Source organism: Acuticoccus kandeliae (genome assembly GCF_003073115.1).
Window position 1 is genome coordinate 2,440,127 of sequence record NZ_QBBV01000001.1, and the last position, 23,283, is coordinate 2,463,409.

22 protein-coding genes are annotated in these 23,283 nt (G+C 69.6%); 12 read left to right on the forward strand and 10 right to left on the reverse strand.

Annotated features, from left to right (window positions below; all coding sequences use genetic code 11):
- The first annotated feature begins 125 nt into the window (after window positions 1–125).
- Window positions 126–1,064, forward strand: a complete 939-nt coding sequence (locus DBV35_RS11125; RefSeq protein WP_108660191.1) for a DnaJ C-terminal domain-containing protein — start codon at window positions 126–128, stop codon at window positions 1,062–1,064.
- Window positions 1,061–1,396 carry a chaperone modulator CbpM gene (locus DBV35_RS11130; protein WP_205648565.1) on the forward strand — a complete coding sequence of 112 codons (336 nt, stop codon included), beginning with the start codon at window positions 1,061–1,063 and terminating at the stop codon, window positions 1,394–1,396. Before DBV35_RS11125 ends, DBV35_RS11130 begins: the two co-directional genes overlap by 4 nt.
- Before the next feature lie 3 nt (window positions 1,397–1,399).
- On the opposite strand, the gene cueR is transcribed toward DBV35_RS11130, so the two are convergent.
- Both cueR and DBV35_RS11140 read right to left on the reverse strand, forming a co-directional pair.
- Complete coding sequence (gene cueR / locus DBV35_RS11135) at window positions 1,400–1,807, reverse strand: Cu(I)-responsive transcriptional regulator (RefSeq protein WP_108660192.1); 408 nt, start codon at window positions 1,805–1,807, stop codon at window positions 1,400–1,402.
- 9 nt (window positions 1,808–1,816) lie between these two features.
- Window positions 1,817–4,330: a heavy metal translocating P-type ATPase gene (locus DBV35_RS11140; RefSeq protein WP_281262225.1), complete on the reverse strand. Its 2,514-nt coding sequence runs from the start codon at window positions 4,328–4,330 to the stop codon at window positions 1,817–1,819.
- 141 nt (window positions 4,331–4,471) lie between these two features.
- Here DBV35_RS11140 and DBV35_RS11145 point away from each other — a divergent pair, with 141 nt between their 5' ends.
- Complete coding sequence (locus DBV35_RS11145; protein WP_108660194.1) at window positions 4,472–4,669, forward strand: heavy-metal-associated domain-containing protein; 198 nt, start codon at window positions 4,472–4,474, stop codon at window positions 4,667–4,669.
- 30 nt (window positions 4,670–4,699) lie between these two features.
- Here the strand turns inward: DBV35_RS11145 and DBV35_RS11150 are convergent, their stop codons facing one another.
- The gene (locus DBV35_RS11150) at window positions 4,700–5,869 is read right to left on the reverse strand and encodes a TIGR03032 family protein (RefSeq protein WP_108660195.1); all 1,170 of its coding nucleotides are present in this window, start codon (window positions 5,867–5,869) and stop codon (window positions 4,700–4,702) included.
- Window positions 5,870–6,020: 151 nt separating this feature from the next.
- The gene (locus DBV35_RS11155; RefSeq protein ID WP_108660196.1) at window positions 6,021–6,983 is read right to left on the reverse strand and encodes a homocysteine S-methyltransferase family protein; all 963 of its coding nucleotides are present in this window, start codon (window positions 6,981–6,983) and stop codon (window positions 6,021–6,023) included.
- Window positions 6,984–7,134: 151 nt separating this feature from the next.
- Between DBV35_RS11155 and DBV35_RS11160 the strand changes: the two genes are divergently transcribed.
- A complete protein-coding gene (locus tag DBV35_RS11160; protein ID WP_108660197.1) occupies window positions 7,135–7,758 on the forward strand; it encodes a TetR/AcrR family transcriptional regulator in 624 nt (207 codons plus the stop codon).
- Between the two features lie 15 nt (window positions 7,759–7,773).
- On the opposite strand, the gene DBV35_RS11165 is transcribed toward DBV35_RS11160, so the two are convergent.
- Window positions 7,774–8,448 carry a GntR family transcriptional regulator gene (locus tag DBV35_RS11165; RefSeq protein WP_245943898.1) on the reverse strand — a complete coding sequence of 225 codons (675 nt, stop codon included), beginning with the start codon at window positions 8,446–8,448 and terminating at the stop codon, window positions 7,774–7,776.
- 107 nt (window positions 8,449–8,555) lie between these two features.
- Here DBV35_RS11165 and DBV35_RS11170 point away from each other — a divergent pair, with 107 nt between their 5' ends.
- Genes DBV35_RS11170 through DBV35_RS11205 form a run of 8 tightly spaced genes read left to right on the forward strand, consistent with a single transcriptional unit; the run spans window position 8,556 to window position 16,226 of the window.
- A complete protein-coding gene (locus DBV35_RS11170) occupies window positions 8,556–9,665 on the forward strand; it encodes a 4-hydroxythreonine-4-phosphate dehydrogenase PdxA (protein WP_108660198.1) in 1,110 nt (369 codons plus the stop codon).
- A gap of 51 nt (window positions 9,666–9,716) precedes the next feature.
- A complete protein-coding gene (locus DBV35_RS11175) occupies window positions 9,717–10,685 on the forward strand; it encodes a Bug family tripartite tricarboxylate transporter substrate binding protein (RefSeq protein WP_108660199.1) in 969 nt (322 codons plus the stop codon).
- A gap of 4 nt (window positions 10,686–10,689) precedes the next feature.
- On the forward strand, window positions 10,690–11,193 hold the full coding sequence (locus tag DBV35_RS11180) for a tripartite tricarboxylate transporter TctB family protein (protein WP_108660200.1): 504 nt from the start codon (window positions 10,690–10,692) through the stop codon (window positions 11,191–11,193).
- Window positions 11,194–11,203: 10 nt separating this feature from the next.
- On the forward strand, window positions 11,204–12,724 hold the full coding sequence (locus tag DBV35_RS11185; protein WP_108660201.1) for a tripartite tricarboxylate transporter permease: 1,521 nt from the start codon (window positions 11,204–11,206) through the stop codon (window positions 12,722–12,724).
- A 46-nt stretch (window positions 12,725–12,770) separates the two neighbouring features.
- Window positions 12,771–13,766, forward strand: coding sequence for a TRAP transporter substrate-binding protein (locus DBV35_RS11190; protein WP_205648566.1), 996 nt, complete (start codon window positions 12,771–12,773; stop codon window positions 13,764–13,766).
- A 26-nt stretch (window positions 13,767–13,792) separates the two neighbouring features.
- Window positions 13,793–14,263: a TRAP transporter small permease gene (locus DBV35_RS11195; protein WP_108660202.1), complete on the forward strand. Its 471-nt coding sequence runs from the start codon at window positions 13,793–13,795 to the stop codon at window positions 14,261–14,263.
- On the forward strand, window positions 14,260–15,543 hold the full coding sequence (locus DBV35_RS11200; protein ID WP_108660203.1) for a TRAP transporter large permease: 1,284 nt from the start codon (window positions 14,260–14,262) through the stop codon (window positions 15,541–15,543). The genes DBV35_RS11195 and DBV35_RS11200 overlap by 4 nt, the downstream gene beginning before the upstream one ends.
- 5 nt (window positions 15,544–15,548) lie before the next feature.
- Window positions 15,549–16,226: a cyclase family protein gene (locus DBV35_RS11205; protein WP_108660204.1), complete on the forward strand. Its 678-nt coding sequence runs from the start codon at window positions 15,549–15,551 to the stop codon at window positions 16,224–16,226.
- Window positions 16,227–16,487: 261 nt separating this feature from the next.
- Here DBV35_RS11205 and DBV35_RS11210 read toward each other — a convergent pair whose 3' ends face one another.
- The 5 genes from DBV35_RS11210 to DBV35_RS11230 form a co-directional block, all read right to left on the reverse strand.
- Window positions 16,488–17,435: a cyclase family protein gene (locus DBV35_RS11210; RefSeq protein WP_108660205.1), complete on the reverse strand. Its 948-nt coding sequence runs from the start codon at window positions 17,433–17,435 to the stop codon at window positions 16,488–16,490.
- Window positions 17,436–17,535: 100 nt separating this feature from the next.
- Window positions 17,536–18,483 carry an ABC transporter permease gene (locus DBV35_RS11215; protein ID WP_108660206.1) on the reverse strand — a complete coding sequence of 316 codons (948 nt, stop codon included), beginning with the start codon at window positions 18,481–18,483 and terminating at the stop codon, window positions 17,536–17,538.
- Entirely contained in the window at window positions 18,480–19,346 is an 867-nt protein-coding gene (locus DBV35_RS11220; RefSeq protein ID WP_108660207.1) for an ABC transporter permease, read from the reverse strand. The genes DBV35_RS11215 and DBV35_RS11220 overlap by 4 nt, the downstream gene beginning before the upstream one ends.
- Window positions 19,343–21,403: an ABC transporter ATP-binding protein gene (locus DBV35_RS11225; RefSeq protein WP_108660208.1), complete on the reverse strand. Its 2,061-nt coding sequence runs from the start codon at window positions 21,401–21,403 to the stop codon at window positions 19,343–19,345. The genes DBV35_RS11220 and DBV35_RS11225 overlap by 4 nt, the downstream gene beginning before the upstream one ends.
- A gap of 45 nt (window positions 21,404–21,448) precedes the next feature.
- Window positions 21,449–22,948: an ABC transporter substrate-binding protein gene (locus tag DBV35_RS11230; protein WP_205648567.1), complete on the reverse strand. Its 1,500-nt coding sequence runs from the start codon at window positions 22,946–22,948 to the stop codon at window positions 21,449–21,451.
- Window positions 22,949–23,283 lie beyond the last annotated feature (335 nt).

The window sequence follows — 23,283 nt, forward strand, 5'->3', positions numbered from 1 at the left end:
CTGGCGGCCGGCGCCGCGGCGCCCAATCTTAGACAGGCGGAGGGGGCGCCGTTCCCTCCGCGAAGACCCGCGCTTCCGCCTCCGGGCGGCGGCGCGCAAGAAAGCGACAAGAAGGGCCCTCATTCGTGAATGACGATCCTTACACGACCCTCGGCGTCACCAAGAGCGCGACCGGGGACGAGATCCGGAAGGCCTACCGCAAACTCGCCAAGCAGCTTCACCCGGACCTCAATCCGGGCGACACGGAGGCCGAGGAGCGTTTCAAGGCGGTCGCCGGCGCCTACCAGCTCCTGAGCGATGAAGAGAAGCGCGCCCGCTTCGACAAGGGCGAGATCGACGCATCCGGCAACGAGCGCGCGCCTCAATACGACTTCTATCGCCAGTATGCGGACGCCGACCAAGGCTACCGCTACGCCCGCTCCAGCGGCTACGACGACTTCACCGAGGGCGAGGACATCTTCGCCGACCTCTTCGGCCGCGGTCAGGGCGGCGGCGGCGGTCGCGGCGGGCAGCGCTTCAAGATGCGCGGCCAGTCGGTGCGCTACCATCTCGAGGTCGACTTCGTGGACGCCGCCAAGGGGGCGACGCGCCGCGTGACGATGCCGGACGGCAACGCCCTCGACATCACCATCCCGGCCGGCATCGCCGACGGTGGCACGCTGCGCCTCAAGGGCAAGGGCGGCCCCGGCATCAATGGCGGCCCGCCGGGCGATGCGCTGATCGAGATCAGCGTGACGCCGCACAAGGTTTTCGCGCGGGACGGGGACGACATCGTCGTCGAATTGCCGATCACGATCGACGAGGCGATCATCGGCGGAAAGGTCGAGGTGCCGACGATCGGGGGCACCGTGAAGATGAGCGTGCCGAAGCGATCCTCCAGCGGGGACGTCCTGCGCCTGCGCGGGCGCGGCATCCACGCCAAGGGGAAGACGCCCGGCAACCAGCGCGTGGTGCTCAAGATCGTGATGCCCGAGACGGTCGATCCCGAGCTCGAGTCCTTCATGGAGACCTGGCGCGAGAGCCACGCCTACAACCCGCGCGCCAAGCTGAAGGTGTCGTCATGATGCGATGGACAGCGGCCCAGATCGTCGCCGAGGTGGGTTCGGTGACCCACGAGCGACTGACCGTGATGGTGGAGAATGGCTGGGTGAGCCCGGCCATCGGCCCCGAGGGGCCGGCCTTCGACGTCCTCGACAAGGCGCGGATCCGGCTGCTCTGCCAGCTCAGCGACGACCTGGAGCTCGACGACGAGACGATGCCCGTCGTCCTCTCCCTCCTCGACCAGCTTTACGGTCTCCGGCGCGAGTTGAAGGCGATCGGCACCGCGATCGACCGGCAGCCGGAGAGCGTGAAGGCCGACATCCGCTCCGCCTACAAGGCCTTCCTCGACGAGTAGGGCTCAGGCCGGCTGGAGCGGGTCGCTCGTCGCGAGGGTCTCGAGGATCGGGCAGTCCGGCCGGTCGTCGCCGTGGCAATTGTGGGCGAGGTGCTCGAGCGTGTCGGCCATCGCCTTCAGCTCCGCGATGCGCGTGTTCAGATCGTCGACATGGCGCATCGCGAGGGCCTTCACGTCCGCGCTCGCCCGGCTCCGGTCGCGCCAGAGGGCGAGGAGGGCGGAGATCTCCTCCATCGAGAAGCCGAGGCTGCGGGCGCGGCGGATGAAGGTCAGCGTGTTGATGTCCGCCGGCGAATAGCGGCGGTAGCCGGAGGCGGACCGGTCCGGCTTCGCGATCAGCCCGATCTCCTCATAATAGCGGATCATCTTGGCGGAGACGCCGGATGCGGCGGCAGCGTGGCCGATATTCATGCCGTCCTCCTATCGCGCCGGGGCGAGGGGGCCGACCGAGGGCGGCGCCGCAACCTCGGGCGGGGCAAAGCGCTTGAGGCGCAGCGCGTTGCCGACCACGAACACGTCCGACAATGCCATCGCGGCGGCGCCGAACATTGGCGAGAGCAGGATCCCGAACGAGGGGTAGAGCACCCCGGCCGCGACCGGCACCAGCGCCACATTGTAGGCGAAGGCCCAGAAGAGGTTCTCGCGGATATTGCGGATCGTGGCGCGCGAGAGCGCGATCGCGGTCGGCACGGCGCGCAGATCCCCCGACATCAGCACCACGTCCGCGGCCTCGATCGCGATGTCCGTGCCGGAGCCGAGCGCGATGCCGACATCGGCCTCCGCGAGCGCCGGCGCGTCGTTGATGCCGTCGCCGACGAAGGCGACCCGCCCGCCCGCCGCCCGCAGCGATTTCAGCGCGTCCACCTTGCCACCCGGCAGCACCTCGGCGACGACGGTGTCGATCCCGAGGGAGCGGGCGATCGCGTCCGCCGTCGCGCGATTGTCGCCGGTGATCATCGCGACCTTGAGGCTCATCGCGTGGAGGGCGGCGATCGCAGCGGGGGTCGTGTCCTTGATCGGGTCGGCGACCGCGATGATCGCGGCGAGGCGCCCGTCGACGGCGGCGTAGAGGGGCGACTTGCCCTCCGCCCCCATCTTGGCCGCCTCCTCGGCGAGCGGCGACACGTCGAGCCCGAGGCGCGCCATGTAGCGGTCGGCGCCGACGGCGACGGTGCGCCCGTCCGCCGTCGCGGTGACGCCGAGGCCCGGCATCGCCTCGAACGCGGCGGCGGCTGGCACCGCGACGCCCTCTGCCCGCGCCGCGGCGACGATCGCCTCCGCGATCGGATGCTCGGACGAGGCTTCGACGGCGGCGACGAGGGCGAGCACCTCGCCGCGCGTCAGGGCGCCCGTCACGGTGAGGTCGGTCAGTTCCGGCGCGCCCTTTGTCAGCGTGCCGGTCTTGTCGAGCGCGACCACCGAGGCCCCGCGCAGCGACTGGAGCGCGTCGCCGCGGCGGAAGAGGATGCCGAGCTCGGCCGCGCGGCCGGTCGCGACCATGATCGAGGTGGGCGTTGCGAGCCCCATCGCGCACGGGCAAGCGATGATGAGAACGGCGACGGCGTTCACCAGCGCGTAGCTGATGTCAGGCCCCCAGATCGCCCAGACGACGAACGTGCCGAGCGCGATCGCCATGATCACGGGCACGAACACCGCCGTCACCTTGTCGACCATCGCCTGGATCGGGAGCTTCGACCCCTGCGCGCTCTCCACCATCGCGATGATCTGCGAGAGCACCGTGTCCGCACCGACCTTGGTGGCGCGGAAGGAGAAGGCACCGGTCTTGTTGACGGTGCCGCCGACGACCGCGTCGCCGACGCCGCGCGCGACCGGGACGGGCTCGCCGGTGATCATCGACTGGTCGATGAAGCTTGACCCCTCCGTGACGATGCCGTCGACCGGCAACCGCTCGCCGGGCCGCACGAGGACGACGTCGCCGACGACGACCTCGCCGAGCGGCACCTCGGCCGGCGTCCCGTCGCGCATGACCCGCGCCGTCTTCGCCTGGAGGCGCATCAGGCGGCGGATCGCCTCGCCGGTGCGCCCGCGCGCCCGCACCTCGATGAGGCGGCCGACGAGGATCAGCGTCACGATCACCGCCGCCGCCTCGAAATAGACGTGCGCCGTCCCCTCCGGCATGAGCGCCGGCAGGAAGGTCGCGACGACGGAATAGGCCCAGGCCGCGCCGGAGCCGATCGCGGTGAGGGCGTTCATGTCGGGCGCGCCGTGGAGGAGGGCGGGGATGCCCTTCCGGAAGAAGCGCAGGCCCGGCCCGAAGAGGACGAGCGTCGTCAGCGCGAACTGGATGAGGCGGTTCGCCTCGGTGCCGATCTGCTGGTGGATGATGTGGCCGAAGCCGGGGATCACATGGGCGCCCATCTCCAGCACGAAGACGGGGAGGGTGAGGACGAAGGCGAGGAGGGCGGCGTTGCGCAGCGCCTTCTGCTCGGCCTCCTGCCGCGCCGTGCCGTCGTCCGCGCCGCGCTCGGCCGTGATCGTGCGGGCGTCGTAGCCGGCCCGGTCGATCGCCGCGATCAGCGTCGCGGCCGGAACCGCGCCCGCGATATGGCGGACCTCGGCCCGCTCGGTCGCAAGGTTCACCGACGCGCCGATCACCCCCGGCACCGCCGCGAGCGCCTTCTCGACGCGTGAAACGCAGGAGGCGCACGTCATCCCTTCGACGGAGAACCGTGTCGTGTCCTCGGCGACGTCGAAGCCGGACTGCTCCACCGCCTCTTTCAGGATCGCGGGGTCGACGTCGCCGACGATGTGGGCGCGCTCGGTCGCAAGGTTGATCGCGACGGCGTCGACGCCCGGCAACTTCGACAGCGCCCGCTCCACCCGGCCGACACAGGAGGCGCACGTCATCCCCTCGATCCGAAGGTCGACGCTGCTCTCCGCGGCGGGACGGGCGCGTTGGGCGGATGCACTCACGGGGGACTCCTCTCAGGCGACGGGCACTGAGGAGGAGATAAGGGTTCCCATGATGGGAAGGTCAATGCCTCGATGCCCTCTTGACCTTCCCACGGTGGGAAACTCCACATGTGATCGAAATCCAATGTGGGAGTATCGACGATGTTCACCCTGACCGTGCCGGACATGCATTGCGGCGGATGCGTGCGCAGCGTGACGCGCGCGCTGACCCGTCTCGACGGCGAGGCGAAGGTCGAGGCCGATCCCGGCACGCACGAGGTCAAGGTCGCGACGAGCGCGGACCTCTCGGCCGTCCTCGACACGCTGGCGGCGGCCGGCTTTCCGGCGAAGGCCGGCTGACGGGACCGGGCGGGGCGGCGCGGCGGCCCGTCAGGCCGCGTGCCAGCCCCGCTCCGACAGGGGCCGGTCCGGCGCTTCGATCGTGATGAAGCTCGCAAGGTCCGGCCCGAAGGTCGGCAGCGCCATCGGGCAGCGCACGCCCGGCAGGAAGCGCACGTCGAAGAGCTCGCGGATGTCGCCCTCGAGGCGGAGCCACTCCACGATGTCGCCGGTGCGCGTGTTGATGATCTGGAGCCCGCACCAGGCCTCGCCCTTGCGGCTGTCGATCTCGTCCTGAAGGGGGAGGCCGGAGAAGACGCCCTCGGTGCGCGCGAGCGACAGGCCGACGACGGCGTGGCCCGCATGGAAGGAGAGGCCGCGCAGGAAGCCGGGGCAGAAGGCGACGCGCTCGCGCGAGCCGCTCTCCCGGTCGATCCGCGTCAGATACCCGTTGCCCGAATCCAGCACCCACAGCGCCCCGTCATGGATGCGCGGCGAGTGGGGCATCGACAGCCCCTCGGCGACGATCGCGTCCGTCTCGACATCGACGATCACGCCCCCGTCGCGGCGATGGCTGCGCCATCCGTCGACGATGTCGGTGGTGGCGACGCAGGTGACGTAGCGCGGCACGCCATTCTCCATCGCGAGCCCGTTGAGGTGGCAGCGATCCTCCGGCGCGAGGCGGGAGATGAAGGGCGGCCGCCAGACCGGCTTGAACGAGTGGACGACGCTGTCCGTCGCGAGGCAGGAATATTTGGTGTTCGCGAAAATGAGCCGGCCGGCGGTGTCGATGCCGAGCTCGTGAACGTCGAGGTCGGCGACGGTCTGGCCGCGGCGCGGGACGTAGAGCTTGTCGAAATGGTCGTTGGCGCGCTCGTGCGGCGCGAGCACGTTCTCGAAGCGCCAGATCTGCGCGAGGCCTGCGAGGAGGAGGCGCTGCTGGTCGCCGATCAGCCCCATCGCCCGCACGAAATTGCGCTGATGCAGCGAGAGCGAGCCGTTCGGCATCGTGCCGACGAGGAAGAGCTGGCCGGTCTGGTAGGAGGTGAAGGCGAGCGAGCAATTGTGCATCGCGAGCCATTGGGAGAAGCCGCGCGAGCAGGTGATCTTGGTCTCGATCCGCTGGGGCTGGCCGGGAGCGGCGGCGGGAAGGTCGGCCGGAGCGGGCGCGGCGGCGGCATCGGCGACGGTCTCGATCGCCTCTTTCGTTTCGTCGGTCATGTCCCTCGGCTTGCGGCTCGTCGACGGTCGGCCGGAAGGCCGTTGGAAGAATCAAGTGAGACCGTAGCCCAACTTGCCCCATCCGCCATGCCCGGATTGTGGCCCGTCCCAGCCGGAGTTGCCGCCGGAACGGGCTTTGCGCCGTCGCCGCTCAGGCGGCCTCGGTCGACGCGGCCGTGGCGCGCACTTCGCGGACCCGGCGGGCGATCTCGTCGAGATGGCGCTCGCACGTGCCGCAGCAGCCGCCCCAGATGTCCATGTGGGGGTAGCGGGCGGCGACGCTCGCCATCTCGTGGCCGAGCGCGACCGGGTCGCCTTCTTCCAGGTGCCCGAGCTTGCAGAGCGCGATCTTGTCCATCTTCGCGGCGTTCGGCCGGATCGAGCGGATGCGGGTGATCCAGGATCCGGGAGTGAGGGCCGGCTCGAACTCGATCGGGTGCGAGCAGTTCACCGCGTAGAAGGCCGGATAGGCGTCCGTCTCCCGGTCGAGCCGCTCCACCGCCTCCGAAAGGGCGTAGCCGGAGGAGAGGCGCGAGTCGGACGCCAGCGAGAAGGACACCGCGATCGGCACGTCGAGGGCCTTCGCCGCGGCGACGACGCCCGCCGCCTCGACCGGGTTGTTGAACGTCATCGCCCAGGCAAGGTCCACTTCCGCCCGCTTCAGCGTGGCGAGCTGCACCGCGTGATAGTCCGTCGCCTGCGCCGCGCTCATCGTCTGGTTCAGCCGGTAGGCGTCGCCGCGCGGGCCAACATAGCCGACGATGCACGCCTCGGGGATCTCGCGCCGGTATTCGTGCGCCATCTCCTTCAGGAAGGCGATCGCGCCGAGATTGGCCTCGGCAAGCCCCTCGGCCGAATAGCCGAGCAGGGCGCCCCAGTCGGGGCTCGCCCGATAGTCGAACCCGCCGATGAGGGCGGCCATCCCGTTCTGCGCGACGACATCGAGATAGCGGCGGTACATGTCCCGGATGATGGTCCGGGAGGCCGGGTTCTCCAGCAGCGGGAACACCGCGAAGTGGGGGAGATCCTGGCCCCATTTGTACATGATCTCGGTCTCGATGCCGCCCTCGGTGAGCCACAGGCGGTCGGGGCGGGGGTCCGGAAATCGGCTCATGGTGCATCCTCCTTCGTTGTGACCCGGAGGATGGTGACGGGCCGGGGCGCGATCCACTGGACTTGCGGTACAGTTCGCGCCCGCGCGCCGCTGCCGGGTTGCGCGGGCGCGGCGGCGACCCCATCAAGAGCGGGAGGCTCTGGAGGGGGCGATGGCAGACGGGCGCAACACACGCGAGCGGATCCTCGACATCGCCGAGGCCGGCATCCTCGCCAAGGGCTTCGGCGCGACCTCGATCGAGGAGATCATCGCCGAGGCCTCGATCACGAAGAGCGGCTTCTTCTACCATTTTCGCGACAAGAACGAGCTCGCCCGCGCCCTCCTGCAACGCTATCTCGACACCGAAGAGGGGATCCTCGACGACATTTTCGCGCGCGCCGCGGCCGTCGAAACCGACCCGCTGGACCGCTTCCTCCTGGGGCTCCGGCTTTTCGCCGAGATGATGGCGGACCTGCCGAACGGGCATCCGGGCTGCCTCGTCGCGACCGTGTGCTACTCGGAACGCATGTTCGACCGCGAGGTGCGCGAACTGAACCGCACCGCGGTCCTCACCTGGCGCGCCCGCTTCCTCGCCATGTTCGAGGCGATCGCGGCCGTCCACCCGCCGCGCGAGCCGGTCGACCTGCGCGCCCTCGCCGACATGGTGTCGAGCACGGTGGAAGGGGGGATCGTCCTCTCGAAGGCCATCACGGAGCCGGCGGTCCTGTCGGAGCAGATCCTGCTCCTGCGCTCCTATGTGGGGCTTCTCTTCGCCCCCGGCGCCGCCGCGCGCTGACGGGGCGGCGCGCCGTCAGACGACGTGGCGCACGCGCTCCCAGGTCTTCATCATGTGGTCGTAGAGGACGTTGCCGAGCGCCTCGCCGTCACGCGCCTTCAGCGCCTCGATCATCGCCTCGTGCTCGACCACGGCGTCGGCCCAGCCCTGCGGCTCCTGGTTGCCGATGAAGCGTATCCGCTTCAGCCGCGCCTGGATGCTCGCCTGCGTCTCCAGAAGGGTCGGGTTGCCCGGCAGCGCCGAGATCATGGAATGGATCTGCTGATTCGCCTTGTAGTAGGGCAGGCGGTCGCGGCGGGCGTAGAAGTGCATCATCTCGTCATGCTTGGCGAAGATCGCGGCGATGTCCGCATCCGAGCCGCGCTCGCACCCGAGACGGCCGGCGAGCCGCTCGAGGTCGGCGAGCACCTCCAGCATGTGGAAAATGTCCTGCGAGCCGAGAGCGCGCACGACCGACCCGCGTGAGGGGCGCGTGTCGATGAGGTTTTCCGCCGCCAGCGTGCGCAACGCCTCGCGCAGCGGCGTGCGCGACACGCCGAGCTGCTCGACGAGCTGCGCCTCGCTGATTCGCGCGCCGGGCGCGAGATGGCCCTCGATGATCATGTCCCGGACGCGCTCCGTCACCTGCTCGTGCAGTGTTCTGCGCAGGATTGGCGCGGCCGAAGGCGCCTGATCGATCTCGGTCGACACCGACTTTCACTCCCTCAGACGACGACGTTCGCAACGATAGAGCGAAAGAACCCCTCTTGCACATCCCGAATTTTGTGTTTTGTATACTGCATTCTAACGAGGTGCGAATGCCCCATAAACCGATCATCGCCTTTGCCATCGGCGACCCAGCAGCCATCAGCCCCGAACTCGCCGTGCGCGTCCTCGCCAAGCACGACGAGGAGAGCGCGACGCTTCTCGTCCTCGGTGACGCGCGCGTCCTCGATCGCGGGCTCCTCCACGCCAACCTCGAAGATGCGGGCCTCGCCGGCACCATTGCGCGCGTGCGCCCCGAGGATATCGGGACAGCGCGGCCGACCCGGTCGGTCTTCGTCGACCTCGCCAATTGCGAGCTGGACGATGTCGAGATCGGTGTCGCGAGCGTCACTGGCGGCCGCGCCACGCTCGACAATTTCCGCGTCGCGCTGACGGCGGCCAACGAAGGCTTCGCCGACGCCGTCTATTTCACGCCCTTCAACAAGCACGCGATGCGGCTTGGCGAGGGCAACTATGTGGACGAGATCGGCTTCGTGAACCGGACCATCGGGGCCGAGCGCTCCGGCTCCGAGTTCAACGTGCTCGACGAGGTCTGGAATGCGCGCGTCACCTCGCACATCCCGCTCGCGAAGGTCGCCGAATCGCTGAACACCGACCGCATCTTCCGCGCCCTCCAGCTCACCACCGAGGTGATGGAAGGGGCCGGCATCCAGCGCCCGCGCATCGGCGTCGCCGCGCTGAACCCGCACGCCGGTGACGGCCGCAATTTCGGCACCGAGGACGAGGACATCATCTTCCCCGCGGTCGAGCGCGCGAAGGCGCACCAGCTCGCGGTCGAGGGGCCGATCCCGTCCGACACCGTGTTCGTGCGCGCCGTGAAGGGCGAGTTCGACGCCGTCCTCACCATGTTCCACGACCAGGGCCAGATCGCGATGAAGCTCATCGGCTTCGATCGCGGCGTGACGTTGATCGCGGGCTACCCGTTCCCGATCGCGACCCCCGCCCACGGCACCGCCTACGACATCGCCGGCAAGGGCATCGCCAATGACGGCGCGGCGCTGAAGGCGATCGAGCTCGCGACGCGGCTTGCCCGCCCGGCCTCGGAGGCCCCCGAGATCACCAAGACCTTTGCCGACGCCGTTCAGGGAACGCGCGCCGCCGCAGCCAACGCTTCGATTTCGGAAGGCGCACCCGTGCACTGACCGCCGCCCACTCGACCGAAGAAGAAGCAAAAAACCGGAGGAGACATCGAGATGAAGACGACCCTGAAGACGATTTTGCTCGGCGCGGTGGCGCTTGGGCTCGGCACCGGCGCCGCACTCGCCGAATACCCGGAGCGCCCGGTCACCGTGATCGTGCCCTGGGGCGCGGGCGGCGGCACCGACACCGTGACGCGCATCCTCGCGGCGGGCCTGGAGCAGGAGCTCGGCCAGCCGATCAACGTCGTGAACCGCACCGGCGGCAACGGCGTCGTCGGCCACATGGCGATCGCGAACGCCAAGCCCGACGGCTACACGATCGGCGCCTGCACGCCGGAAGTCTCCTACTTCAAGACGCTCGGCCTCTCCGACCTGACGCTCGACGATTTCACCATCATCTCGCGCATGGCGACGATCCCGGCGGGCCTCACCGTCAAGACCGGCTCCTATGACAATGCCGAGGCGCTGATCGAGGCGATCAAGTCCGAGCCGGCCGGCACCTTCTCCTCCTCGGGCTCCGGCGTCGGCGGCACCTGGCACATGGCCGCGGGCGGCCTGTCCGAGGCGCTCGGCCAGCCGGCGACCAAGATCAAGTTCATCCCGTCCCAGGGCGGCGCGCCGGCGCTTCAGGATCTCGTCGCGGGCGGCATCAACCTCTTCACCGGTTCGCCGATCGAGGCGCAGACGCTCGCCGACGCGGGCGAGGTGACGGTCCTCGCCGTCCTCAGCGACGAGCGCCTCTCCTCGATGCCCGACGTGCCGACGCTGAAGGAAGCGACCGGCGTCGACTACGAGATCAAGAACTTCTTCTCGCTCTGCGCCCCCGCCGGCATCCCGGCCGAGGTGACCGCGAAGCTCGAACAGGCGGGCGGCGTCGCCCATGCCGGCGACGCGGTCCAGTCCGCCCTCAAGGAGCGCGGCATCACCCCGGTCTGGGACGGCTCGGAGAAGGCGACCGCCGCGGTGCAGAGCTTCGCCGAGAACGCCAACCAGATCCTCACCAATCTCGGCGTCGCGAAGTAGAGCCATGCGGCTCGATGATCGTGTCATCGGAGGCGTCGCCGCACTGGGCGGCGGCGCCTACGCCGCCGTCGCCTTCGGCCTCCCGACCCTCCCGGGCCAGCCTTACGGCCCGGGCTTTTTCCCGTCGATCATCGGCGTCGCGATGACGCTCGCCGGCGTCGGCCTCCTGGTGCGCGGTTTCCGCGCCGCCGGCCGGACGTCCGCGATGGCGACGGCGGGGGCGGGTGCAGGCGGGGAGAGCGAAGAGGCGGGCACCGGGTTCCCCACCATCGGCGGGATCGCGCGCTATCTCGCCGTCCTCGCGGCGGTGATCTTCTACATCCTCGCCTCGCCGCATGTCGGGTTCGTCATCGCCGCCTTCGTGATCATGGTGGCGCTCGCGCTCGCCTTCGGGGAGGGGGTCGTGCGCGCGGTCATCGTCGCGCTTGCCGTCACCATCCTCCTCGCCGTGCTGTTCGGCCACCTCCTCAGGGTGCCGCTGCCGCCGGGCCCCATCGGCTTTTTGTGAAGGTTTGCCCGTGATCGATCAAATCTTCGCCGCGGTCGCCATCGTCGCCGACCCGCAGGTGCTCCTCACCATCCTCGCGGCGGCGGTGATGGGGATGATCATCGGCGCGATCCCCGGCCTCACGGCCGTCATGGGCGTCGCGCTCCTCGTCCCGCTCACCTTCTTCATGGAGCCGATCCCGGCGGTTGCGGCCATCGTCGCGCTTGCCGCGACCGCGATCTTCGCGGGCGACGTTCCGGGCGCGCTCCTGCGCATGCCCGGAACGCCGGCCTCGGCCGCCTATGTCGACGAGGCCTACGCGCTGACGCGCGCCGGCAAGCCCCAGGTGGGGCTCGGCCTCTGCCTCGGCGCGGCGGTGATCGGCGGGCTCGTCGGCACCTTCATCCTCATCGTCGCGGCGCCGCTTCTGGCCCGTGTCGCGCTCGGCTTCTCCACGGTCGAATATTTCTGGCTCTCGCTCCTCGGCCTCACCTGCGCGGCCTTCATCGCGGCGGGCGACCCGATCAAGGGCCTCATCTCGCTGCTCTTCGGGCTGATGTGCGCGACGGTCGGCATCGACCCGGCCTCGGGCAATCTGCGCTACACGATGGGGTCGGTCGACCTCATGGGCGGGATCAACATGATCCCCGCGATGATCGGCCTCTTCGCCGTCTCCGAGATCCTGCGCCAGGCGCTCTCGCGCGACGGGCGCGGGGCGGCCGAGCCGGTGACCGAGGTGCGCAGCGTCCAGCACGGGCTCGGCCAGCACCTTTGGCGCCTCCGGGGCAACGTCGCGCGCGGCTCGCTCGTCGGCACCATCATCGGCGCGCTGCCGGGGGCGGGGGCCGACATCGCGGCCTGGGTCGCCTACGCCGTCTCGCGCCGCTTCTCGAAGACCCCGGAGCGCTTCGGCAAGGGCCACGACGAGGGGCTCGCCGAGGCGGGCGCGGCGAACAATGGCGCGCTGTCCGGCGCGTGGGTGCCGACGCTCGTCTTCGGCATTCCGGGCGATTCCATCACCGCCATCGTGATCGGCGTCCTGATCCTCAAGGGTCTCGATCCGGGTCCGACGATCTTCCTGCGCCAGCCGGAACTCGTCTACGCGATCTTCCTCACCTTCATCCTCGCGAACCTCGTCCTGTGGCCGCTCGGCTGGCTCCTCATCCGCTTCGCGCGCCACATCGTGCGCGTGCCGCGCTCGCTCCTGCCGCCGATCGTCCTCGTCACCTGCATCATCGGCTCCTACGCCATCAACAACTCGCTGTTCGATGTCGGCGTGATGCTGGTCTTCGGGATCATCGGGTGGATCTTCGAGGAGAACGGCATCCCCGTCGCCCCCGCGATCCTCGCGATCGTCCTCGGCGGCACGGTCGAGTTCAACTTCACCACGACGATGCTGAAGGCCGATGGCGATCTCCTCGCCTTCTTCGCCCGCCCCGTCGCGGCGGGGCTCGGGGTGGTCACCCTCATCATCTGGATCTTCACCGCCTGGCGTGCCTGGCAATCGCGGCGTCCGTCGCCGCCACTCGTCGAGGCCGCCGGCGGCGACTGACCCCCGCGCGGCCCAACTTCAAACAAAACCGGGAGGAACAATCGACATGATCGACCGTCGCCAACTCATGATCGCGAGCGCGATCGTCGCCGGGGCGTGCGCCGCCGGCGCGCCGGCCCTCGCGCAGGACGTGACCCTGCGCTTCGGCCACTATGCCGCCCCCGCCGACACCGCCCACAAGGCGGCCGAGCGCTTCGCCGAACTCGTCGCCGAAAAGAGCGGCGGCGCGATGGCGATCGAGGTCTTCCCGGCGGGCGAGCTCGGCAACAGCCCGACCATGCTCGAAGGCGCGCGCCTCGGCACGATCGACCTCGTCCTCACCGGCAACCCGTACTTCACGGGCTTCGCCCCCGTCCTCAACCTCCTCGACCTGCCCTTCCTCTTCGAGAGCGACGCGCACGCCTACGCCGTTCTCGACGGCGAGGTCGGCCAGGCGCTGATGGACGCGATCCGTCCGTCCGGCCTCCAGGGCCTCGCCTTCTGGGAGCTCGGCTTCCGCAGCCTCACCAACAATGTGCGCCCGATCCGCGAGCCGGCCGACCTCAAGGGTCTGAAGCTGCGCACGACGCCGAACCCGGCCCACATCAAGGCCTTCGAGACGCTCGGCGCGAACCCGACCCCGATGCCTTTCACCGAAGTCTATGCCGCGCTCCAGACCGGCACGATCGACGGGCAGGAGAACCCGGTGAACCACATCTACGCCTCCAAGCTCCAGGAGGTGCAGAAATACCTGTCGCTCACCGAGCACGCCTACACGGCCGCCCCGCTCGTCATGAACGCGATGCGCTTCAACAGCCTCACCGACGAGCAGAAGCAAATCCTCCACGAGGCCGCCCTCGAGGCCGCCGCCTATGAGCGCCAGCTCAATGACGAGGAGGAGGCCGGCAGCCTCGAAGGGATGCGCGCCGCGGGGATGGAGATCATCGAGGACCCGGACCGCGAGGCCTTCCGCGACGCCGTCGCGGACGTCACGCGCGCGGCCTATGTCGCCGAGCACGGTTCCGAGCTCCTCGACAAGGCCATCGCCGCGGCCAAGGACTGAGCCGCAGCGCCGACACACGCCAAGCCATGCTTCCCGCCATTCAACGGTTCGATCAGGTCCTGCGCACGGCCGTGCGCTGGACCGCGGGCGGCCTTCTCCTCGCCGTGACGGTGCTCGCGGTGGTGCAGGTCTTCGCCCGCTATGTCCTCAACGATTCCATCGTCTGGGGGGAGGAGATGATCCGTCTCCTTTATGTGTGGCTTGTGCTCGTCGCGGCGACCGCGGCCCCGCACATGCGCATCGGCCTTCTGGCCGATGCCGCGACCGGCGTGCTCGGCTTCGTGCTCGCCTCGGTCCGCGTCGCGATCATGATCGCGCTTCTCCTCCTCCTCGTGCGCGGCGCGCTGACGCTGAATGCGAGCTTCGGGGGGGACCGCTACGTGACGCTCGGCATCACCAAGTCCTGGTATTGGAGCGGGGCGATCGTGTGCGGGATCCTGTGGATCGTGCTCCTCGTCACCGGCCTCCTGTCGCGCCGTGAGGAGACGGTCGAATGATGGTCGCCCTTCTCTTCGGCTCGATGATCGTGCTCGCCCTCATCGGCATCCCGCTCGTCTTCTCGATCCTCGGGGCGAGCGTCCTCACGATCCTCGTCGCCCGGCCCGAGATGCCGCTCGTCCTCGTCACCCAGCTCTTCATGAACGGGATGGACGCCTTCCTGCTGCTGGCGATCGGTTTCTTCTTCCTCGCGGGCGAGTTGATGAACCGGGGCGGCATCACGCGCCGCATCGTCGCCTTCGCCGACGCGCTCGTCGGCCATGTGCGCGGCGGGCTCGCGCAGGTGAACATCCTGTCGAGCCTCTTCTTCTCCGGCATCTCGGGCTCCGCCGTCGCCGACACCGCCGCCGTCGGCTCGGTCATGATCCCCTCCATGAAGGAGAAGGGCTATGGCGCGGCCTTCTCGGCCGCCGTCACCCAGGCCTCCTCCGTCGTGGGCCCGATCATCCCGCCCTCAATCCCGATCATCATCTACGCGCTGCTCGCCCAGCAATCGGTCGGCGCGATGTTCCTCGCCGGGATCGTGCCCGGCATCGTCATCGGCATCTGCCTGATGATCTGCGTCTTCATCATCGCCTCGCGGCAGAGCTTCCCGCGCTCCGAGCGCGCCTCGCTGAAGACGATCATTCTGACCGGCAAGGACGCGCTGCTGGCGCTCTTCGCCCCCATCATCGTCGTCGGCGGCATCCTCGGCGGGGTGATGACGGCGACCGAGGCGGGGGCGATCGCCTGCCTCTATGCCGCCATCGTGGGGGCCTTCTATTTCCGCGAGCTCACCTGGGGCGGCTTCTGGCGCGCGCTCTGCGATGCGGCGGAGGGGACGGCGACGATCCTCGTCATCGTCGGCGCCTCGGCGCTCTTCGCCTGGATCGTCGCGGACCTGCGCGTCAGCCGCTCGGTCGTCGAGATGATCACCTCGGTCAGCGACAGCCCGCTCCTCTTCCTGCTCTTCGTGAACCTCTTCGCGCTGCTCCTCGGGCTCTTCCTCGACCCGCTCGCCGCTCTCGTGATCCTCGTGCCGATCCTCCTGCCGGCGGCGACGCAGCTCGGCATCGACCCGATCCATTTCGGCATCGTCCTCGTCTTCAACCTGATGATCGGCCTCACGACCCCGCCGGTCGGCTACCTCATCTACCTCTCCGCCCGGATCGCAAACGAGCGGCCCGAGCGGGTGATGCGGGCCTCGATCCCGTTCATCCTCGCCCTCTTCGCCGCGCTCGCGATCCTGACCCTCGTGCCGGCGATCACCACGACGCTTCCCGCCCTCTATCAAGGATGACCCCGATGCGGCCCCGTATCATCGACCTGTCGATGCCGGTCCTCGACGACCATTTCCGCTGGCCCGCGCCGCGCGTGGTCACGGGCGACTATTCCGACAAGGCGCCCTTCCAGATCACGAAGATCACCCTCTCGGTCCACTCCTTCACCCACGTCGACGCGCGCCGCCACATGCTGCCGGACGCGCCGACCATCGAGGCGACCCCGCCCGAGGACGTCGCCGGGCCCGCCTTCGTCGTCGACCTCACCGATATCGCGCCGAACACGGAGATCCCGGCCGAGCGGATGGAGCGCGCGCTCGAAGGGCACGGCGACGAGGCGATCCTCCTCATGAAGAGCGCCTGGGACGAGAAGCGCGACTGGCGCACGCCCGAATATTGGCGCGAGGCGCCCTATATCGGCCGTCCCGCGGCCGAGGTGATCGCGGCGCGGAAGCCCAAGGCGATCGCGTTCGATTTTCCGCAGGACTACACGATCCGCCTCAACCTCGACGGGATCATCCCGCCGATGCCGGAGCACACGACCCACGACATCCTCCTGAGGAACGGGGTCACGCTGATCGAGTATCTCGTGAATGTCGGCAAGGTGCCGGGGCCGCGGACGTTCCTGTGCGCGCTGCCGATCAAGATCGACAAGGCGGACGGGGCGCCGGCCCGCGTGGTCGCGATGGAAGGGATCGTCTGAGGCTTGGCTTGCGGCGCGGCCTTTGGGGCCGTGCCATGCGCTCCCTCTGACTGCGATGCTCCCGCGGAGCGGGGCGAGCCTCAAGGCACGCTGCGCTCTTCGGCCTTGACCCTCGCCCCGCTCCGCGGGGTCCTGGAGGTGTCGGCTCCGCCGGAACGTCGCTTTTGGGAAGACGCGCCTCCGGCGGGTCTTCCACCGGAACGGGAGGGGGCGGCGGCCATTGGCGCCGCCTTTTTTGTTGGGCGGTCGTGAAGGGGGGCTTCAGCGAACGCGCATGCCGGTCGCGGTGTCGAAGTGGAGGGGGGTGTCGAATTTCGGGAGCGGTGCGTCCTGCGCGCTGATCGCGACGCCGTGCGGCCAGTCGGGCGGGCAGATCGCGATATAGCGGGCGTAGCCGCCGAGACCGCCGCCGAATTTCGGATAGCCGATGATGACGAGCGCGCCCGTCTCCGGCACCGCGTCGAGATGGGCGACGCCCTCGGCCTGCGCGAAGCCGTTGTGCATCAGCCAATATTCACCCTCGAGGGTGGGGGTGGAATCGGTGTCGAGCGGCTCGTGCCCGTGGAAGAGGATGTGGCGCTCATTGTGCAGGAATTTCAGCGCGTCGAGGCCGACCTGCGGGAATTCCTTGAGCGTCGCGAGGGCGGGGTCGGGCCAGGCCTTCGACCAGTCCGAGCGCACGAAGACGACCGACCCCTCGGGGATCCGGCCGTGCTCGGTCTCCCATGCCTCGATGTCGGCGACCGAGAGGGCGTAGTTCGGATTGCTCTTCAGCTGCTCCACGATCGAAATGACGACGAGGGGGCGGATCGCGTAGGTCGGCGGCAACTCGTCGATCGCGGCATATTCGGGCGCCCAGTGGGCCGGCGGGTCGAGCTGGGTGCCGAGCTGGTCGGTCCTCAGTGTGTACTCCGTCGCCTCGAAGCCGTGCGTCTCGTAGGTGTAGATGTCGCCCTTCTTCACGTACCCCTCGATGTCGACGCCGGCGCGCGCCGGGCCGAAGGTCGAGGGGGCGAAGCCCGCCCAGACGGGGATCGTCGGCGTGATCGTATGGGTGAGGTCGACATATTTGGCGCCCTTCAGCGCCTCGTCATAGACCGACCAGAGGCTCTTGTCGTCGGCCGCCCGCGCGCCGCTCGCGGCGGCGATGGCGAGGCCCGCGAGGAGGCCGGCAATGATGGCCGGGTTCCGCTGTCCGAGGATTGGCATAGTCCCCTCCTTCCGCGCGCGGCGGCCGGACGGCCGCGCCGCGCCTTGTGATGAGGGGGGAGCCTGCCACCGGCGCTGCCTCGCGGCAACGGCGGCGGGCTCAGCGATAGTCGATGCGCGGGTCGATATAGGCGTAGAGCACGTCGACGGTGAGGTTGATCGCGACGTAAAGGACGAGGATCACGAGGATGCATCCCTGGATGAGGGGATAGTCGCGCGTGCTGATCGCCTGGATGAGGAGACGGCCGAGCCCCGGATAGGTGAAGACCGCCTCCGTCACCACCGCCCCGCCGATGAAGCCCGCCATCATCAGCCCCACGATCGTGATGAAGGGGAGGAGGGCATTGCGCATCAGGTGGACCCAGACGATCTGGCGCTCCGGCAGGCCCTTCGCGCGGGCCGTGCGCACATAGTCGGCGCGAAGCTCCGTCACCAGCGAGGCGCGCAGGAAGCGGGCGAGGATCCCCGAGACGTAAATGCCGAGCGTGACGGCGGGGAGGATGAGGTTGCCGAGCGCGCGCACCGGATCCTCCCAGATCGCGACATAGCCGGAGGCCGAGGGAAGCCAGCGCAGCTCCACCGCGAAGAGGAGGATGAGGAGGATGCCGAGCCAGAAGGTCGGCACGCCGAGTGCGAGCGCGCTCCATCCCGACAGGATCCGGTCGAGCCAGGTGCCGGGGTGCAGCGCGCTCGCGATCGCGACCGGGATGCCGAGAATGAGGGCGACGATGGTCGCGGCGACCGCGAGGTGGAGGGTCGCCGGCAGGCGCTCGCCGATCAGCTGGAGGACCGGCGCGCGGCCATAATAGGAGTTGCCGAGATTGCCGGTGAGGGCGTTGCCGAGCCAGTCGACATATTGAACCACCACCGGCCGGTCGAGGCCGTATTGGGCGGTGACGGCGGCGATCTGCTCGGGCGTCGCGTTCTCGCCGACGATCGCGGCGACCGGGCCGCCGGGGACGGCGTACATCATCGCCCAGATGCCGACCGAGGCGATGAGGAGGACTGGCACGAGCTGGAGGAGGCGGCGGGCGATGAAGCTGATCATGGGGTGGCTCCGCCGGGGCTGACGAGGCCCCTGTCGTGGCGATCCTCGAGGATGGTGCCGAGCGCGCGGCCGAGCGTGTCGAAGGCGAGGATGGTGAGGGTGAGGACGATGCCGGGCAGGAGCGCGTAGGTCGGCGCCTCGTGGAGGTAGGATTTGCCGGTACGCAGCATCTCGCCCCAGCTCGGCGTCGGCGGGGCGACGCCGACGCCGAGGAAGGCGAGCGCGGCCTCGAGCAGGATCGCGACCGAGCACAGGACGACCACCTGGACGAGGATCGGGCTCCACGCGTTCGGCAGGATGGTGCGGAACATGCTGTAGCCCGACGAGCCGCCGAAGGATTCCACCGCCGTCACGAAGTCGCGCTTTCGGAGCGCCAGCGTCTGGGCGCGCACGATGCGGGCGAAGGTGGGGATGCCGGTGATGCCGACCGCCACGAACGCCGCCACCTGGCTGCGGCCGAGGACGGCGATGAGGGCCATCGCGAAGAGGATCGCTGGGAGGGCGAGGAGGACGTCGACGAGGCGCATCAGGGCCGCGTCGCGCCAGCCGCCGAAGAAGCCGCCGACGAGGCCGATCGGGATGCCGAACGCGGCCGCGACAGCGACCGCGCCCGCCGCCGTCAGGAGCGAGGTGCGCGCGCCATAGACGACGCGCGAGAGGATGTCGCGCCCGAGCTCGTCCGTGCCGAACCAGTATTTCTGCGACTGGCCGAGGAGGGAATCGAGGAGGCTCTGCTTGTAGGGGGCGAGCGGCAGGAAGTCGGCGAAAGCCGCCGCCAGCACCAGCACCACCAGGAAGAGGAGGGCGAGCGCGGAGCCGGGCCGGCTCATGAGGCGCGCGAGGACGGAGAGCGTGCCCCTCATGACGCGTGCTCCAGGGGGCGCGGGGCGAGCTCCGACGCGGCGTCGAGCGGGCCGGGGTGATGGCAGGAGAGGCGCGTCGCAAGACCCGGCGGGCGGGTGAAGGAGGGGGTCTCGCGGGCGCAGATCTCGCTCGCGCGGAAGCAGCGCGGGTGGAAGGTGCAGCCGGAGGGCGGCGCGGCGGGGTTCGGGATCTCGCCCTCGAGGACGATCCGCGCCCGGCTCGCGCGCAGCGCCGGGTCGGGGACGGGCGCGGCTGACAGGAGGCTCTGCGTGTAGGGGTGCGAGGGGGCGCCATAGAGCGCGTCGCGCTCACCCGTCTCCACGATGCGGCCGAGATACATGACCGCGATCCGGTCGGAGATGTGGCGCACCACGGAGAGATTGTGGGCGATGAAGAGATAGGCGAGGCCGAGCTCGCGTTGGAGATCCTGGAGGAGGTTCAGGATCTGCGCCTGGATCGAGACGTCGAGCGCGGCGACCGGCTCGTCGAGGATGAGGAGGCGCGGCTTCAGCGACAGGGCGCGGGCGATGCCGATGCGCTGCTTCTGGCCGCCGGAGAATTCGGACGGGTAGCGGCCGAGCATGGTGCGGGAGAGGCCGACCATGTCGAAGAGCTCGGCGATCCGCTTCGCGCCGCCGAGCTCATCGTAGGCGCCGTGGATGCGCATCGGCTCGGCGACGACCTCCTCCACCGTGAGGACGGGGTTGAGGGAGGAATACGGGTCCTGGAAGATGTACTGCATGTGCCGGCGCTCCCGGCGCATCTCGGCCCGGCCGAGCCCCAGGATCGAGCGACCCTCGAAGCGCACCGTGCCCGACGTCGCCGGGACGAGGCCCATGATGGTGCGCCCGGTCGTGGTCTTTCCGCACCCCGATTCGCCGACGAGGCTGACCGTCTCGCCCGCCCGCACGGTGAGGCTGACGCCGTCGACGGCGTGGACCGTGCCGACGATGCGGCGCAGGAGGCCGGCCTTGATGGGAAAATGGACGCGCAGGTCCTCGACCTCGAGGAGGGGGGCCTCGGTTTCGGCCGGTGCGGGCGCGGCAGCGGCGGCGGGCGCGGTCAGCGGGGCGACCGTCTCGGGCGCCTCCTCGGCAAAATGGCAGGCGGCGGTGTGGTCGGGCGCGACGGGGTGGAGTGCGGGCTCCTCGGCCGCGCAGCGGGCGCGCCCGTTCGCGAGCGCGCAGCGCGGGTGGAAGGTGCAGCCGGAGGGCAGGTGGATCGCGACCGGCGGCTGTCCGGGGATCGGCTCCAGCCGTTCCTCGTTGGCGTCGATGCGCGGCATCGAGCGCATGAGGGCGCGGGTGTAGGGGTGGCGCGGGGCGCGAAAGATCTCGTGGACCGGGCCGGTCTCCACGATGCGTCCGCCATACATCACCGCGACGCGGTCGGCGACCTCGGCGACGACGCCGAGATCGTGGGTGATGAGGACGACGGCGGAGCCCGTCTCGCGCTGGCGGCGGGCGAGGACGGAGAGGACCTGCGCCTGGACCGTCACGTCGAGCGCGGTCGTCGGCTCGTCGGCGATGATGAGGCGGGGGCGGCCGGCCATCGCCATCGCGATCACCGCGCGCTGGCGCATCCCGCCGGAGAATTGATGCGGATACTGGTCGATTCGGCCCTCGGGGTCGGCGATGTCGACCTCGCGCAGGAGCGTCGCGGCGCGGGCGCGGGCGGCGGACTTCGCGAGATGACCGTGCGCGACCTCGCCCTCCGTCACCTGCCGGCCGACCTTGAGGACGGGGTTGAGGGTGGTGGTCGGGTCCTGGAAGATGAACCGGACATCCTCGCCGCGCATCTGGCGCAGCGTCTCGGCGGAGGCGCTGCGCACGTCGACGCCGCCGAGGCGGATGTCGCCGCCGGTGCGGGCGTTCTCCGGGAGAAGGCCCGCCACGGCGAGCGAGGTGACGCTCTTGCCCGAGCCGGATTCTCCGACGATGCACAGCACCTCGTTGGCGTGCACGTCGAAGGAGATGCCCCGCACCACCGGCACGGGGCGTCCCGACCCGACGAAATCGACCGTCAGGTCGCGGACCCTGAGGACAGGCTCGTCCATCGCGTTGTCGTGTCGATCGGTCACGTCAGTCCTGTCGACGGCGCGTCACTTGAACCCGATCGTACGGGCGACGAAGAGATTGTCGATCTCGGGTGTGAAGCCGGCGACGTTCTCGGCGGCGACGATGAGGCCGACATCGTAGGAGTTGGTGGGGATCGCGAAGGCGCTCTCCACGAGGACGCGGTTCAGCTTGTCGTAGGCGGCCTTGACCTCGTCCTCGGCGACGGCGGCGTTCACCGCCTCGATCGCGGCGACATAGTCCGGGAAGGGGTGCGGGTCGCCGAAGACGGGGTTGTTGGCGGTGCGGTAGATGCTGTTCGTCGCGACGCGCGAGGGGAATTTCTGCACGTTGCCGATGCCCGCGAAGGTCGCCGCGAAATCGCCGCCGAGGAGCGCCTCGATCCACTCCGCGCTCTGGCGCACGTCGAGCTCGATCTCGATCCCGGCGTCGGCGAGCGAGGCCTGGACGATCTGGCTGAGGATGACGCTTGCCTGGTCGGAGCCGTTCACGAGGAGCGTCCAGTCGCTCATCGCCTCGGGCGAGAGGCCGGATTCGGCGAAGAGGGCCTTCGCCTTCTCCGGGTCGTAGGCGAACTCTTCCAGATAGGCGGCGTCGAAGGCGGGGCTCGCCGGGGCCCAGGGCAGCGCCACCGGCTCGCCGAGGCCCGCATAGGCGACGCGCAGCATCCCGTCACGCTCCATCAGGTAGTTGAAGGCCTGGCGGAATTTCGCGTTGGTGAAGGGCTCGCGCGTGGCGTTGATGCGGAACACCTGGACGAGCGGGCCGGGGCCGCGGAAGACGGTGTAGCCGGCATCGCCGAGGCGCTGGGCGCTACGGGCGGTGCCGCCATAGACGAGGTCGATGGAGCCCGATTCGAGCGCCGCGCTCGCCGCCGCGTCGTCGCTGAAGATGGTGAAGTCGACGGCCTCGGCGATCGGCTCGCCCTCGCGCCAATAGTCCTCGTTGGCGGCGAGCTGCACGCCCTGGCCGACCTTGCGCTCTACGAGGTCGTAGGCGCCGGTGCCGGCGGGCACGGTCTCGACCGTGTCGATCCCCGCCGCCTCGATCGGCATGGCGAATTCCAGGAGGTCGAGGATCTGGCGGGAGGGTACGGGCTGGGTGAAGTTGATGACGACCGTCTGGGCGTCCGGCGTGTCCCACCCGGCGATGATCGAGGTGGTCGCGTAGACGTTCTTGCCGCGCTCGGGGTCCTTCGCCTTTTCGAGCGTGGCGGCGACGTCGGCGGACGTGAAGGTCCCGCCACTCGCGAAGGTCACGCCCTCGCGCAGCGTCACGGACACGGACATGTTGTCCGGCGCGATCTCCCACGCGGTCGCGAGGCTCGGCACCGGCTCGCCGTCGGCGGTATACTCGATCAGGCTGTCATAGAGGTTCTTGATCAGGAAGAAGTTCACCGAGGAGAACTGCATCGGATCGAAGTTCGTCATGTCGGCGAGGATGCCGACGCGCAGCGTCCCGCCCTTCAGCGCCTCGTCTGCGTGCGCGTTGAGGGCGGACCCCGCCATCAGAGTGGCGACACCCAATACTGTCGCTAGCTTGGAAAGACTTCTCTTCATCTTGTTGCTCCTGTTGCGCTCTGACGGTTGGGGACAGCCGGGGGCTGCATGGCTTCAGAAGGCCGCGCCGGCGCGCGAAGGCGGGCGGGGTCGGTGCGGCGGAGGACGGGACGGAAGCGTCCGGGAGAAAGCGGGGGCGTGCGCGGTCGGCCGGGCCGTGGCGGCCGGCGGGATGGGCCGGCACCGCGCGAGGGGCGCGCCGGAGCGGGCGGAGCGGCGGGCCGATCAGCGCTCTAACTCGACCGGACCGCCGGGGCGTTCCGGCGTGTCAGGGAAGAGCCGCAAGGAAAAGGCTGCAAGTG

Excerpts from the sequence above, each read along its gene's own strand:
- DBV35_RS11160 (WP_108660197.1), top strand. The coding sequence starts at position 7,135 with ATGGCAGACGGGCGCAACACACGCGAGCGGATCCTCGACATCGCCGAG.
- DBV35_RS11220 (WP_108660207.1), bottom strand. The coding sequence starts at position 19,346 with ATGAGGGGCACGCTCTCCGTCCTCGCGCGCCTCATGAGCCGGCCCGGC.
- DBV35_RS11170 (WP_108660198.1), top strand. The coding sequence starts at position 8,556 with ATGCCCCATAAACCGATCATCGCCTTTGCCATCGGCGACCCAGCAGCC.
- DBV35_RS11200 (WP_108660203.1), top strand. The coding sequence starts at position 14,260 with ATGATGGTCGCCCTTCTCTTCGGCTCGATGATCGTGCTCGCCCTCATC.
- DBV35_RS11225 (WP_108660208.1), bottom strand. The coding sequence starts at position 21,403 with ATGGACGAGCCTGTCCTCAGGGTCCGCGACCTGACGGTCGATTTCGTC.
- DBV35_RS11215 (WP_108660206.1), bottom strand. The coding sequence starts at position 18,483 with ATGATCAGCTTCATCGCCCGCCGCCTCCTCCAGCTCGTGCCAGTCCTC.
- DBV35_RS11130 (WP_205648565.1), top strand. The coding sequence starts at position 1,061 with ATGATGCGATGGACAGCGGCCCAGATCGTCGCCGAGGTGGGTTCGGTG.
- DBV35_RS11180 (WP_108660200.1), top strand. The coding sequence starts at position 10,690 with ATGCGGCTCGATGATCGTGTCATCGGAGGCGTCGCCGCACTGGGCGGC.
- DBV35_RS11210 (WP_108660205.1), bottom strand. The coding sequence starts at position 17,435 with ATGCCAATCCTCGGACAGCGGAACCCGGCCATCATTGCCGGCCTCCTC.
- DBV35_RS11145 (WP_108660194.1), top strand. The coding sequence starts at position 4,472 with ATGTTCACCCTGACCGTGCCGGACATGCATTGCGGCGGATGCGTGCGC.
- DBV35_RS11175 (WP_108660199.1), top strand. The coding sequence starts at position 9,717 with ATGAAGACGACCCTGAAGACGATTTTGCTCGGCGCGGTGGCGCTTGGG.
- DBV35_RS11205 (WP_108660204.1), top strand. The coding sequence starts at position 15,549 with ATGCGGCCCCGTATCATCGACCTGTCGATGCCGGTCCTCGACGACCAT.
- cueR (WP_108660192.1), bottom strand. The coding sequence starts at position 1,807 with ATGAATATCGGCCACGCTGCCGCCGCATCCGGCGTCTCCGCCAAGATG.
- DBV35_RS11190 (WP_205648566.1), top strand. The coding sequence starts at position 12,771 with ATGATCGACCGTCGCCAACTCATGATCGCGAGCGCGATCGTCGCCGGG.
- DBV35_RS11150 (WP_108660195.1), bottom strand. The coding sequence starts at position 5,869 with ATGACCGACGAAACGAAAGAGGCGATCGAGACCGTCGCCGATGCCGCC.
- DBV35_RS11155 (WP_108660196.1), bottom strand. The coding sequence starts at position 6,983 with ATGAGCCGATTTCCGGACCCCCGCCCCGACCGCCTGTGGCTCACCGAG.
- DBV35_RS11195 (WP_108660202.1), top strand. The coding sequence starts at position 13,793 with ATGCTTCCCGCCATTCAACGGTTCGATCAGGTCCTGCGCACGGCCGTG.